Genomic DNA, 13,310 nt, shown 5'->3' with positions numbered 1-13,310 from the left:
TGGTGTTCGTCAAGCCGAACGGATGGACTTCTGTGTCGAACGCACCACTAGACCTCATCGCGGCCAACCTCCGCCGCGAGCGCGACCGCACGGGCCTGTCGCTCTCCGACCTCGCGCGCAAGGCCGGCATCGCCAAGTCGACGCTCTCGCAACTGGAGTCCGGAGCCGGAAACCCCAGCGTGGAGACCCTGTGGGCCCTGGGCGTGGCGCTGGGCGTCCCCTTCAGCCGCCTGGTCGAACCCGCCGTCCCCCGCGTCCAGGTGATCCGCGCCGGCGAGGGCCCGGTCATCCACTCCGAGCGCGCGCACTACTCGGCCACCCTGCTGGCCGCCTGCCGTCCGGGCACCAAGCACGACATCTACTGGCTGGCCCTCGAACCCGGCGGCGCCCGCGAGTCCGAGCCGCACGTGCCGGGCAGCGTCGAGCACATGATCGTGGCGTCGGGGCGCTGCCTGGCCGGGCTCGCCGAGGACCCGGTCGAGCTCGGACCCGGCGACTACATCGTCTATCCCGGCGACCTGCCGCACATCTGCAAGGCGCTGGAGCCGGGCACGACCGCGATGATGGTCATGGAGCACACCACTTAGACGGTGTGCTCCACGACCATGACACGCGGGAAGGTTCAGTAGGCGGCGGGCCGGAAGCCGCTCCACCCCGAGCCGACCTGCACCGCCGTCGAGAGCGTCCCGTCGCCCTCACCGCTCCACCGCCACAACGTCGAGTCGCTGGACCGCACCGCCACGACGTCCGCGCGAGCGTCACCGTTCACGTCGAGCACGTTGAGCCCCGAGAACCCGGACCACCCGGCGCCGACCTTGGCGCCGCTGGAGAAGGTGCCGTTTCCGTTGCCCTCCCAGAAGAACAGCTCACCGGCGGCGTTCACGCCCCACAGATCGCCGTCGCCGTCACCGTCCGCGTCGCCGCCGGCGAAGCGCGGGAACGTAGCCCAGCCCTCACCGATGAAGATGCGGGCGGAGAACTTGCCCGAGCCCTCGCCGGGGTACCAGTACAGCCGCCCGCCGTCACGCCCGACGATGTCCGCGCGGTTGTCGCCGTTCACGTCCATGACCGCGAACCACTCCAGCGTCTGCCAGCCCGAACCGGCGTTGGCCAGCTTCGTGAACGTGCCGCGGCCCGAGTTGTGCCAGTAGTGCAACGAACCGTCGGCGTCCGTGGCGATGATGTCCGCGAAGCCGTCGGCGTTCGTGTCACCGACACCGATCCGGTTGAAGGACGACCACCCCGGACCGACCTCACTGGAGGCGCCGAACGTTCCGGCGGAGGTGCCGGGGTACAGGCGCATCGTGTTGTCCGGGGCGACCGCCAGGAGGTCGTCGTAGCGGTCGCCGTTCACGCTCTCCGCCGAGAGGCTGCGCGCGGCCGTCCACCACGTCGTCTGCTTGCGCGCGCCCGCCCAGCTGAAGCTGAAGTGGATGTGGTCGGTGTGCGGCGACTCTCCGCTGTAGGCCTGCCAGCCGGCGGAGGTCTCGTAGGCCTTCCAGATCTTGTGGTTCCAGATCATGTACATGATGCCCAGCCGCCGGGCCAGCGCGTGCTTGTTGCCGTACTGGTCGGTCGCGAGCAGCCAGTTGATGACGTCGGCGGCCTGCGCCGCCTGGGTGGAGTTCGTCGCGTTGAACGGGTAGTCGAGGGCACGGCCTTCCTTGTGCTCGCTCTGGCCGCCGGAGTCGCAGGCGCGGACCATGCCCAGGTCGGCGCGGCCGTACTCGGTCTTGAGCAGGTCGCGGAACCCGATCACGCCCGGTTTGGCGTCCGGGTCGCACGTCGTCTGGCCCACGTAGGTGGCGTACTTGTCGATGGCCGCGCCGAACGCGGGCGTTGGCGGTGCGGCTACCGCGGGTGCCGCTAACGCCAGCGACAGCACGGCGGCGCCGAGCGCCACGAGCATCCTCTTCACGGTTGGTCTCCCCTGTCGAGTGGTTGGCGCTCAGCCTGGGGAGGCCGACTACACGGCCCCTACACACGCTCCACACGTCTCGGCAGGCTCCCGTTCTGCTCCTGGCCGGGCGAACATCAGGGCGCTATACAGCGATTGTGACCCTGCCACCTGCGGTTTCCGGAGCGCGCCCGCTGCTCGGCCACACCTGGGAGTTCCTGCGCGACCCCGGTGAGCTGGTGCGGCGCGGACACGCCGAACACGGCCGGATGTTCTCGGTGCGACTGCCGGGCGGGCCCGGGGTCGTGTTGCTGGGGCAGGACAACGCGAAGTTCTTCCACGCCGAGTCGGACGCGCTCAGGCTGTCCATCCGCGAGGCCTACCGGTTCCTGCGGCACATGTTCGGCGGCAACACCTTCTGGCTCGCGGAGCACCGGGAGTACCTGCGGCAACGGGCGGTGCTGGTGCCGCAGTTCACCCGCGGGCGGATCGCGCGGCAGGTCGAGGAGATGGACCGCAGGACGAACGCGCTGATCGACTCCCTGCCGGACGTGGGCACGGTCGAGCTGACCGATCTGCTCGGGCCGCTGGTGATCGAGATCGCCACGTCGCTCTTCCTCGGTGGCGACGCGGCGTCGCGGTTCCGCGGGCTGCTGACCGAGTTCCGGGCGTTCGCGGACGGCATGGACCCGTTGCTGCCCGGCTGGGTGCCCGCGCCTCACCTGCTGCGGAGCCACCGTGCGCGCGACCGGCTGCGGCGGATCACGTCGACGCTGGTGACCGAGCGACGCGCGATCCCGGCGGAGGAACCGGACTTCCTCGAGGTGATGGCGAACACTGCGTTGCGGGACGACCTGCTGGTCGATCTCGTGGTCATGCTCGTGTGGGTCGGGCACGAGACGACGACCGGGCATTTGTGCTGGGCGTTGATCGACCTGCTCCGCCACCCGCACGAGCTGGCGCGCGTGCACGACGACGCGTTCCTCGGCCGGGCACTGCGGGAGTCCGAGCGGCTGCACCCGGTGACCGCGTTCCTGGCCCGGGTGGCCACAGTGGACATTCCACATGAGACTTGCGTCATACCGCGCGGCGCGACGGTGATGCTGCATCCCGGTGTGTCGCACCGAGACGCGGCCGTGTTCGGCGATCCCGGCGAGTACCGGCCGGACCGGTTCCTCACCGAGCCCGCGTCGGCGCTGCAGACGTTCGGCGGCGGCATCCACCGCTGTCTGGGCGAACACTTCGCGCACTCGGAGATGAAGGTCGTGATCACGCGGCTCGTCGAGCGCCTGGAGATGCGGCTGCTGGACCCTGATCCGGTGGCGGTGAGGGGGCATCGGAGCAACTGGCCGCGGCGCCCCTGCCGGGTCGCGTACGCGAAAAGGCTCCCCCGTTTTTCTCCCACTTAACCGTATAGCAGGTGGGGGGCCTTGCCACAAGACCCCGTGCGTCGTTCACACTCATCGCCTCATGCCAGAAAACAGGCGCTGTGGGGAGCACGTGGGGTACGAAGAAGAACTGCAGTCCGAACGCGACTACGTGGCCGGTCTCTACGCACGGCTCGATGCCGAACGCGCGCGCGTGAAGGCGGCTTATCAGTCTGCGCTGGGTGGCACCGGCGAGACGGCCATGGATCGGGACAACGAGGTGCGGGCCCGGCACCGCGACATGAAGCGGCTGAACGTCGCCGACTACGGGCTGTGCTTCGGCCGGTTGGACAGCGTCGACGGCGACCGCTCCTACATCGGCAGGATCGGCCTGTTCGACGAGTTCGACGACTTCGAGCCGGTGCTGCTCGACTGGCGCGCACCGGCGGCGCGCCCGTTCTACACCGCCACCGGGGCCCGGCCGGAAGGCATGGCCCGGCGCCGCCAGTTCCACACCCGCCGCCGTGCCGTGGCCGGGTTCACCGACGAGGTCTTCGGCAGGCTCGGCGAGGAACAGGGCGACGTGGCCCTGCTCGAGGCGCTGAACGCGCCGCGCGGCGAGGGCATGCGCGACATCGTGGCGACCATCCAGGCCGAGCAGGACGCGATCATCCGGCTCGACCACCCCGGTGTGCTGGTGATCGAGGGCGGCCCCGGCACCGGCAAGACCGTCGTGGCGCTGCACCGCGTCGCCTATCTGATGTACACGCAACGAGAGCGCATGGAACGGCACGGCGTCCTCGTCGTGGGCCCGAACCCGGCGTTCCTCAACCACATCGGCCGCGTCCTGCCGTCGCTGGGCGAGTCCGACGTGGTGTTCTCGACCGCCGGCGGCCTGCTGCCGGGCCTGCGGACCTCGCTGGAGGACACGCCGGACGTCGCACGGCTCAAGGGCTCGCTGAAGATGGCGGAGGTGCTGAAGACGGCCGTGGCGGACCGGCAGCGGCTGCCTTCCGCGCCGATCCCGATCGGCATGAAGGACGTCGTCGTCGAGATCAACGCCGAGACCGCGGAGTGGGCACGGCAGGAGGCGCGCGACAGCGGCCTGCCGCACAACGAGGCCCGCAAGGTGTTCACCGAGATCATCACGTACGTCCTGACCGAACGCGCTCTGGGCCGGATCGGGAAGGGCTGGTTGTCGCGGTCCGACAAGCAGGGCTGGGAGGACATGCGCTCGGGCCTGCTCAAGGAGCTCGCCGACGACGAGCGGTTCACGCTGGCGCTGGACGAGCTGTGGCCGTTGCTGACCCCTGAGGAGCTCCTGGGCTCGCTGTACACGTCTCCGGAACGTCTGGCGGCGGCGGGCGCCGATCCGTCGCTGCAGCGCGTTGACGGCACGGCGTGGACGGTGTCGGACGTGCCGCTGCTCGACGAGCTGCACGAGCTGCTGGGCCGCGACGGCAGGGAACAGGCGCTCGACCAGGCCGTGCAGGCCGAGAAGCAGGCCGAGGCCAGGTACGCCGCGGAGGTGCTGGACAGCCTCGTCGGCCGCCAGGACCACATGGACGACGAGGACCACCTGTTCGCCACGGACCTGCTCTTCGCCGAGGACCTGGCCGACCGGTTCGACGAGCACGACACCCGCACGCTCGCCGAACGCGCTTCTTCCGACCGCGGCTGGACCTACCGGCACGTGGTGGTCGACGAGGCGCAGGAACTGTCCGAAATGGACTGGCGAGTGCTGATGCGCCGCTGCCCCGGCCGTTCCTTCACGGTCGTGGGAGACCTGGCGCAGCGCCGTTCGTCGGCGGGTGCCTCGACGTGGGCGGAGATGCTCGAACCGTACGTGCCGGGCCGCTGGCTCTACCGCTCGCTGACCGTCAACTACCGCACGCCGGCCGAGATCATGGCGGTCGCCGCCAGGGTGCTCGCCGAGTTCGCGCCGGACGTGCAGGCACCGGAGTCCGTGCGCGCCAACGGAGTCCAGCCGTGGGCACGCCAGGTCTCCGTCGACGAGCTGCCCGCCGCGATCGCGGAGTTCGTGGCGGCGGAGGCCTCGCAGGAGGGCACGAGCGTCGTGATCGGGCCGCCCGGCGTGCCCGGCACGATTCCCGCCTCCGAGACCAAGGGCCTGGAGTACGACTCGGTGCTGGTCGTCGAGCCGGAACGGATCATGGCGGACGGGCCGCGCGGTGCGGCCGAGCTGTATGTGGCGCTGACCCGTGCGACGCAACGGCTCGGGGTGCTGCACCACGAGCCGCTGCCGGCCGCGTTGTCCGGTCTCACGGAGACGGTGCGCACATGAGGTGACAGGTGGTTCGGGGAAAGCCCTGACCATGGGATGGGCGGAAGTCCGGGAGGACTGCTCGCGCCAGCCGGACGATCATATCCGCGTCCGAGCCGAACGGTGCGTCCACGACGACTCCGCCCATCCCGACCACTCCACCGGACGGCCCTGCCGCCTGCCCGGCGGCGCGATCTTCTTCCTCGCCGCACAACGAAAAGGCGCACCGCTCAAAGCGATGCGCCTTCGTTCGAACCTGAGACCTACCAGCCGCGCTCGGCCAGGCGGTGCGGCTCCGGAACGTCCTCGACGTTGATGCCGACCATGGCCTCACCCAGGCCGCGCGAGACCTTGGCGATGACGTCCGGGTCGTCGTAGAAGGTCGTGGCCTTCACGATGGCCTCGGCGCGCTGGGCCGGGTTGCCGGACTTGAAGATGCCGGAACCGACGAACACGCCCTCGGCGCCGAGCTGCATCATCATCGCGGCGTCGGCCGGGGTCGCGATGCCACCGGCGGTGAACAGCACGACGGGGAGCTTGCCGTTCTGCGCGATCTCCTTCACGAGCTCGTACGGCGCCTGGAGCTCCTTGGCGGCCACGTACAGCTCGTCCTCGGGCAGGTTCTGCAGGCGGCGGATCTCCTGGCGGATCTTGCGCATGTGCGTGGTGGCGTTGGAGACGTCACCGGTGCCGGCCTCGCCCTTGGAGCGGATCATCGCCGCGCCCTCGGTGATGCGGCGCAGGGCCTCGCCGAGGTTCGTCGCGCCGCAGACGAAGGGAACCGTGAAGGCCCACTTGTCGATGTGGTTGGCGTAGTCGGCCGGGGTCAGCACCTCGGACTCGTCGATGTAGTCGACGCCCAGCGACGCGAGCACCTGGGCCTCGACGAAGTGGCCGATGCGGGCCTTGGCCATCACGGGGATGGAGACGGCGTTGATGATCCCGTCGATCAGGTCGGGGTCGCTCATGCGGGCGACGCCGCCCTGCGCGCGGATGTCGGCGGGCACGCGCTCGAGCGCCATGACGGCGACGGCGCCGGCGTCCTCCGCGATCTTCGCCTGAGTGGCGTCGACCACGTCCATGATCACGCCACCCTTGAGCATCTCGGCCATGCCGCGCTTGACGCGGGCGGTGCCAGTGACCTGGTCGTTGCTCACGGGCCAACCTTTCACGAGGGGAAGTTCCGGTGAACCCATCCTACGTCTCACGTGGCCACCTCACCCAAGCCACTGAAGCCCGGAACCAGAAGGCCACTTCCAGATCAACCGCAGGTCGTGACCCGTGCCACTTCCCCAAGAAACAAAACCGGCTCACATCCAGGCGGGCATCCAGTCGGGGTCTTCTACTTGTACCGGGAGGTGAACGGGTGTGAGATCGAACACTACGACTTGACGGAGGTAGCCATGGGAAGCAAGCACTCCGACAACGGGACACCGGCAGGCGCGGTCGCTGTAGACGATCCGGCCAAGGTCCGCAACGTCGTGCTCGTGGGCCCGTCCGGGGCGGGCAAGACGACGCTCACCGAAGCCTTGCTGGCCGCCACCGGCGTCCTGACCCGAGCAGGATCGGTGACCGAGGGCACGACCGTCTGCGACCACGACCCGGCCGCCGTACGACAACAACGATCGGTAGGCCTCTCCGTAGCTCCGCTCCACCACGGCGACGTCAAGATCAACCTCATCGACACCCCCGGCTACGTCGACTTCGTGGGCGAACTGAGGGCAGGACTACGGGCCGCGGACGCGGCCCTTTTTGTTGTGAACGCCTTCGAGGGCGTGGACGCCGCCACCGTCGCCCTGTGGGAGGAGTGCGCCCAGGTCGGCATGCCGCGCGCCGTGGTCATCACCCGCACCGACCACCACCGGGCCGACACCATGACGGAGGTGCTCGCCTGCCAGGCCGCGTTCGGCGCGGGCGTGGTCCCCCTCTACATGCAGGAAGGCGACAGCCTCGTCGGCCTCCTGACCCAGGGCGACAACTACCCGGACGAACGCGCCGCCCTCATCGAGGGCATCATCGCCGAAAGCGAAGACGAGACCCTCATGGACCGCTACCTGGCGGGCGAGGAGATCGACCAGGACACCCTCATCGCCGACCTGGAGACCGCTGTCGCCCGCGGCTCCTTCCACCCGGTGATGCCGGTCTGCGCAGCCACCGGCATGGGCCTGACCGAACTGCTGGACGGCATAACGCGAGCCTTCCCGTCCCCGCTGGAACACGCGGTCCCCACCGTCACCACGGTCGAGGGCATCCCCCAGCCCCGGATGGCGGCCGACCCGGACGGCCCGTTGGTGGCCGAGGTGGTCCGCACCGCGGTCGACTCCTACGTGGGCCGCGTCTCCCTGGTCCGCGTCTTCTCCGGCACGCTGCGCCCGGAACGCCCGGTGCACGTCTCGGGCCACGGCATGTCCGACCGGGGCCACGAGGACCACGACGCCGATGAACGCGTGGCCCACATCTACTCCCCGCTGGGAGCGTCCCTGCGCGAAGTCCCGTACTGCGTGGCCGGAGACCTCTGCGCCCTCACCAAACTCACCACCGCCGAAACCGGCGACACCGTCTCCGCCCCGGAACAACCCCTCCTGATGGCCCCGTGGAACATGCCGGAGCCTCTCCTGCCCGTGGCGGTGGTCCCCAGAACCCGCAGCGACGAGGACAACCTGGCCCGCAACCTCAACCGCCTGGTCGCCAGCGACCCCACCCTCCGCCTGGACCGCAACGCCGAAACCCACCAGATGGTCCTGTGGTGCATGGGCGAGGCGCACGCCGACGTGGTCCTGGCCCGTCTGCGAGCGGGCGGAGCCGAGATCGACACCGAACCGGTCCGCGTGGCCCTGCGCGAAACGTTCGCGGGCTCGGCCAAAGGCCACGGCCGCCACGTCAAGCAGTCAGGCGGCCACGGCCAGTACGCCGTCTGCGACATCGTCGTGGAACCTCTCCCCCGAGGCTCCGGCTTCGAGTTCGTCGACAAGATCGTCGGCGGCGCCATCCCGAACCAGTTCATCCCGTCGGTGGAAAAGGGCGTGCGCGCCCAACTGGAACGCGGCCTGCACGACCACACCCCCGTCGTGGACGTCCGCGTCACCCTCGTGGACGGCAAGGCCCACTCGGTCGACTCCTCGGACGCCGCCTTCCAGACAGCAGGCGCCATGGCCCTGAAGGAAGCCGCCGCCGCGGGCCGGACGACCCTCCTGGAACCTCTGGACGAAATCGCGATCCGCCTGCCCGACGAACACCTGGGCACCGTCCTGGGCGACCTCTCCGGCCGGCGGGGCCGCGTCCTGGGCACCGAAGCGGGCGACGGCGGCCGCACCGTGATCCGCGCGGAGGTCCCGTCCAGCGAACTGCTCCGTTACGCCATAGAACTGCGCGCCATGACCTCGGGCACAGGCACCTTCACACGCCGCTTCTCCCGCTACGACCCCATCCCGGAAGCCTTGGCGGCCAGAGCCGCAAAGTAATTCCACGCCAACGCAGACGGCCCCCGATCATCCTTTTAGGACTGAGCGGGGCCGTCCCGGCGTGGCGGTAACGAGCATCCCGATGGGCGCGATATCGCCGGACGTAGTCGCCTCCTGAAGGGATTCGCCGGCATGGGATGGTTCAGCCGCAAGCCCCGCTCCAGATTTCCCGACGACATGACGGACAGGCTCGCGATGCTGGGCCGCTTCGAGCTCGACGTCTTCGGTTCCGGCGAGGACTCCACCGAGATCTTCCCCTACTGCATTCAGCCGTTCTGGCCGGACGCGCAGGAGGATCCGGCCGGTTTCGTCGCCGACCTGCTCGAGTTCATCCAGGGCGACGACACGGGCTTCGCCACGTACGGGGCGAGCCGCCTCGTACGCGAGCTGATCGGCGACGAGGCGGTGCTGAAATCCCCGGACTCCTTGGCGCTGCTGGATGCCGGGATCGAGTTCAAGCGGATGCGCAACCTCCCCACGGCCATGCTCACGGGCCACGAGTGGGGCCGGTGGCTGGATGTCCACGGCCCGGACACGTGGCCGCACGGTCGCCCTCACCCGCCCGTGTAGGCGAACGCCGCCCAGTACAACGGATGAGCGAACGGACAGGGCCCGTCAACAGCCGGTGGCGGCAACGGGATCTCCGGCGCGACCGCGGACAGATCCGCGAGCTCCGCGTCCCTGAGCCATCTCTGCGCCGCGGCCAGCGCGACGGCGGGATGTGCTCCGCTGGCGCGCCACACCTGGTGGAATCGTGCCATCAGAAAGGCCGTGGCCTGGTCGGACACCGGCCAGGAAGCGGCGATCACTCCCGCGAAACCCAGCTGCAGCAACGCCGACGGGAGTCCGACGACCTCGTTCGGCACCTCCGCACCGACGTTCTGCAGGTCGCAGGCGGACACGATCGCCAGCCTGCGAGGCTCGAAGCGGAATCGCTCACGCAGGTCGGCGATCGTCACCTCGCGGTCGGTGAAAGCCAGCAGGCTCCGCAGAACCTCCTGTCGGTCGACCCAGCCGTGACACACGACGTGCCAGACGTCGTGCCGGTGAGCGGCGGGTTCGAACGCCTCCCAGGTCGCCTCGGGCAGCAGAGTGCACTGACCTGGCCAGTTCCCCGCCACCGCGGCACTCTCCGCCGGAGCGAACCTCAACACGCTCTGTCCCGGCGCGTTCGGCACGTCGGCCACGAGCAGGCGCGCCGGGCGGTTCGCGATGGCCGCGGCACGCGACCTGCTCCAGTGAAGGGTCCGTGCGTTGGGCGCATACCTGATCGCCGGGAAGTGCAGGGCGCGCCCGGCGGTCGCGTGCAGGGGCAGCAACGCCAGCACACCGACCGGAATCAGCGTGATGATCGAGCCGTGGGCGAAGAACGCCAGCAGCTCGCGCATGCCCCTGAGCCACAACCAGTCGAGATCGTCGCTCAGCAGGGTCTTGCAGGACTTCACGTCCTCCGGCCAGCTCCGCAGCCTCTCCTCGACGTAGAACCGGTCGAGGTCCGGCAGCCACACGCACTGCGGGTCGTGGGCCGCCGCGACGATGAGCGCGTAGCCACCTGCCTCCGCGGACGCCACGTAGACCAGCGCGCCGTCGCCCGTGGCCTGGGTGATGTCCGCGTACTCCACCACAGGTTCCACCGGATCGGCCCCGATCACGTCGGCGACCTCGCGCGCGACCGCCCGGAAGTGCGCCCACGCGCGGTGGCCGTCACCACTTCCCACCGCGGTCAGCGCGGCCTGGTAGCGCTGCAGCAGATCGCCTCGGCCGCCATCCAGCAACGCCTGTCTCACAACGGGATCGTCGCGCTCGACCAGCGTGCTCAACGCGACGGCGCGACCGGTCTCCAGCGCCACGGCCGCGTCCCGGTAACGCCGCGCCTTCGCGAGCCAGTACCCCGCCTCCTCCGTGTGCTCGCGCACCGTCGCCAGCATCCGCGCTTGAGCGTCGGCGCGGTACCGGACCCGGACGAGCGCGGGCAGCAGCGAGACGACGTGGTGATACGCCTCGGCGGCCAGATCCGTCTGGCCGGTGCCGAGAGCCCACCGCACCCACGCCATCGCCAGTCTCATCCGCGCTCCGGCGGGAGCACTCTCCGCTCCCTTCACCGCGGAACGCCAGGCACGCAACCGCTTCGGCACGTCGCCCCGCCCCGTCAGCGCCGAGAGCGCCGACTTCGCCTCCTGCGCGACCGCTTGTGCGCCGGCGCGCTTGGCCAGCCGCAACGCCTCGTCGAGCAACGGCACCGCCTCAACCGCGGGAGTCTTGCGCTGCAACGCCTTCTCGGCGAGCAGACGTGCGAGCACGGGATCGGCCGGGGTGACGCGCCCCCGCCCGAACTGGCGGCCGGTCCGGCACGCGGCGATTCCCGCGTCGATCCGGTCGCGGGCCAGTTGCACGACCAGCCACCCGTACATCGCGTGCAGATGCGGCAGCACTCCGAGCCGCGTGGCGTCCGGGCAGCGCAGTGCTGTCTCGACCTCCTTCTGCGCCAGCGAGATCTCGCCCGTGACGACGTGGGCGCGAGCCAGGAGCAGGTGCGCCAGCGCCGACGACCGGCCGAGGATCTCCGCAGAGGCGAACAGGGGTGCCGGGTCGTCGTGGATCTCGGCGACGGTGAGCGCGGCGTCCGCCAGCACACCGGCCGCGCTGATCTCGACGGCCGTGCCGTTGCCCGCCAGCACCATGCGAGCCATGCCGCCGAGCACCCCGTCCAGTTCCTCCAGTCGCTGCCCGCGTTTCGCGGCGGCAACCACCGCCGTCGCGGCCTTGAGGCGCTCGCGGACCGCGCCGGGCAGATCGCGGTCGTCGACGGGCGCCGGCACGTCCGCGGGAGGCAGCCACTCGGGCACGCGAGGTCGTGCGGTCCCGCGCACCTTCGCGAGCAGTTGCATGGCCCGGTGCCGGTCCTCGTCCAGCGATCCGACCGAGAACTGGTGCTCTCGCAGGAAGTCGTGCCTCTCGATCATGACGGCCGCGACCTCGTTCCGCCGCGGATGCCTGACCGATCGCTCATCACAGAGGAACAGCAGGCATGCGCCCACGAACGTCCGCACGTCAGTCCTCGGGTCGTTCTTCTCCAGGTCGGGTTTCTCGATCGCGCGGACGTCCTCGTAGAAGTCCAGAACCTCGTCCACCGCGTGATCCAGCACGTCGTGCCGCAAAGCGGAAGCTATGATCTTCCACCGCCCCGCGTACAGGTGCCTGGTCGTGGCCATCGCGCGCAGCCGAGCCGCCAGCCGCGCCAGATCCTCACGTGCCTTCACAGCCGCCAGATGGCTACCGCGACGCAGCGCCTCTTCGAACTCCCACGCGCACAGGTCGATGGAAGCCATCCGGTGCATGTAGTCGTCGCTGGTAGACGCGACCTGGGCGCGCAACTCGTAGCCCTTGGCGTCGTGCGCCCACGGCTCGGCGAACACCGGATCGACGGGGTTCCGGCAGTTCTCGCAGAGGTAGGGCCAGTGCGGTGGGGCCTCGGACGCGCCTTGGTGGCACCCGTCCTCGTAGCACCTCCAGCCCACGACCTCCGCGTTGCCTGGCGCCGTGTAGCCGAACTTCGTCGTCAGCGGTCTTCGTGACATCAGCTGTCCTCCTCCGGCGGCGGGCCGACCGCCTTCTCGGGCGGGGCGAGGTAGGTCACCGTCAGGAACTGGATGTTGCGGGCGCTGACGCTCACGGCTCCGACGTTGTGCAGCACCCTCGTGGCCGAGGCTTCGCCGGGTTCGCGGTAGGTGATCTCGTCGCGCAGCGTCAGCTCGCGATCGCCGGACTCCTTGCCGACGCGGCTGTAGCTGTGCAGGCGACCGCTCAGGTAGCCCCCGTCGCTCAGGTAGCAGCCGACGTGGACAGGTACCTCCGGCGGATGCTCCTCGAACAACAACCACCAGGCCGAGGCGTGAGGTTCACTCGACGCCGCGCGGCGCGCCGATCGCCGGACGACCGCCTGGACGCGACGCCCGGCGGCGAGGTACCCGACCGCGATGGCGAGCGCCAGCACGGCCGCCGACCAGCCCATCAGCCTGACCGGATGCGCGGCCAGGTACGCCGTGGGCGACAGCACCAGCTTGCTCACGTCGACGCCGCTGCCGGGAATCGCCCACCACAGCCCACCGACAGCGGCCAGGCCGATCCCGTCCAGGAGCAGGCCCGTGAACAGGATGGTCAGCGCCTCCTGGAGCGCGGTCTCCTCGGCTGCCGGCCGGTCGCGGGCACGACGGCGCTGGAAGACGAAGCCGGGCACGAGCAACAGGACGAAAATGATCAACCCGGTGAGCGTGGAAGGCATCACCGCTCCCTCTGCGAGT

Annotated in this window: 9 protein-coding genes; 5 read left to right on the top strand and 4 right to left on the bottom strand. The window is 70.0% G+C overall.

What is annotated here, in order from left to right; translation table 11 throughout:
• Positions 1 to 2 precede the first annotated feature (2 nt).
• A complete protein-coding gene (locus ABZ345_RS07695) occupies positions 3 to 587 on the top strand; it encodes an XRE family transcriptional regulator (protein ID WP_359844053.1) in 585 nt (194 codons plus the stop codon).
• Between the two features lie 35 nt (positions 588 to 622).
• On the opposite strand, the gene ABZ345_RS07690 is transcribed toward ABZ345_RS07695, so the two are convergent.
• Positions 623 to 1,909, bottom strand: coding sequence for a VCBS repeat-containing protein (locus ABZ345_RS07690; protein WP_359844466.1), 1,287 nt, complete (start codon positions 1,907 to 1,909; stop codon positions 623 to 625).
• 146 nt (positions 1,910 to 2,055) lie between these two features.
• Between ABZ345_RS07690 and ABZ345_RS07685 the strand changes: the two genes are divergently transcribed.
• Both ABZ345_RS07685 and helR read left to right on the top strand, forming a co-directional pair.
• Positions 2,056 to 3,306: a cytochrome P450 gene (locus tag ABZ345_RS07685; protein ID WP_359844051.1), complete on the top strand. Its 1,251-nt coding sequence runs from the start codon at positions 2,056 to 2,058 to the stop codon at positions 3,304 to 3,306.
• A gap of 61 nt (positions 3,307 to 3,367) precedes the next feature.
• Positions 3,368 to 5,569: an RNA polymerase recycling motor ATPase HelR gene (gene helR / locus ABZ345_RS07680; protein ID WP_359844049.1), complete on the top strand. Its 2,202-nt coding sequence runs from the start codon at positions 3,368 to 3,370 to the stop codon at positions 5,567 to 5,569.
• 242 nt (positions 5,570 to 5,811) lie between these two features.
• On the opposite strand, the gene pdxS is transcribed toward helR, so the two are convergent.
• Entirely contained in the window at positions 5,812 to 6,744 is a 933-nt protein-coding gene (pdxS, locus tag ABZ345_RS07675) for a pyridoxal 5'-phosphate synthase lyase subunit PdxS (protein WP_359844464.1), read from the bottom strand.
• Positions 6,745 to 6,951: 207 nt separating this feature from the next.
• Between pdxS and ABZ345_RS07670 the strand changes: the two genes are divergently transcribed.
• Together ABZ345_RS07670 and ABZ345_RS07665 are read left to right on the top strand one after the other, a co-directional pair.
• Positions 6,952 to 9,009 carry an elongation factor G-like protein EF-G2 gene (locus ABZ345_RS07670; RefSeq protein WP_359844047.1) on the top strand — a complete coding sequence of 686 codons (2,058 nt, stop codon included), beginning with the start codon at positions 6,952 to 6,954 and terminating at the stop codon, positions 9,007 to 9,009.
• Between the two features lie 132 nt (positions 9,010 to 9,141).
• Positions 9,142 to 9,579: a hypothetical protein gene (locus ABZ345_RS07665; protein ID WP_359844045.1), complete on the top strand. Its 438-nt coding sequence runs from the start codon at positions 9,142 to 9,144 to the stop codon at positions 9,577 to 9,579.
• On the opposite strand, the gene ABZ345_RS07660 is transcribed toward ABZ345_RS07665, so the two are convergent.
• Together ABZ345_RS07660 and ABZ345_RS07655 are read right to left on the bottom strand one after the other, a co-directional pair.
• On the bottom strand, positions 9,564 to 12,587 hold the full coding sequence (locus ABZ345_RS07660; RefSeq protein WP_359844043.1) for a CHAT domain-containing protein: 3,024 nt from the start codon (positions 12,585 to 12,587) through the stop codon (positions 9,564 to 9,566). The genes ABZ345_RS07665 and ABZ345_RS07660 overlap by 16 nt on opposite strands.
• Entirely contained in the window at positions 12,587 to 13,291 is a 705-nt protein-coding gene (locus tag ABZ345_RS07655; RefSeq protein ID WP_359844041.1) for a DUF6338 family protein, read from the bottom strand. Before ABZ345_RS07655 ends, ABZ345_RS07660 begins: the two co-directional genes overlap by 1 nt.
• Positions 13,292 to 13,310: the final 19 nt, after the last annotated feature.

This window comes from Lentzea sp. NPDC005914, assembly GCF_040629405.1.
Classification (GTDB): Bacteria; Actinomycetota; Actinomycetes; order Mycobacteriales; family Pseudonocardiaceae; genus Lentzea.
Note: the sequence above shows the minus strand (reverse complement) of the source record. Positions and strands in the feature narration are given on the sequence as shown.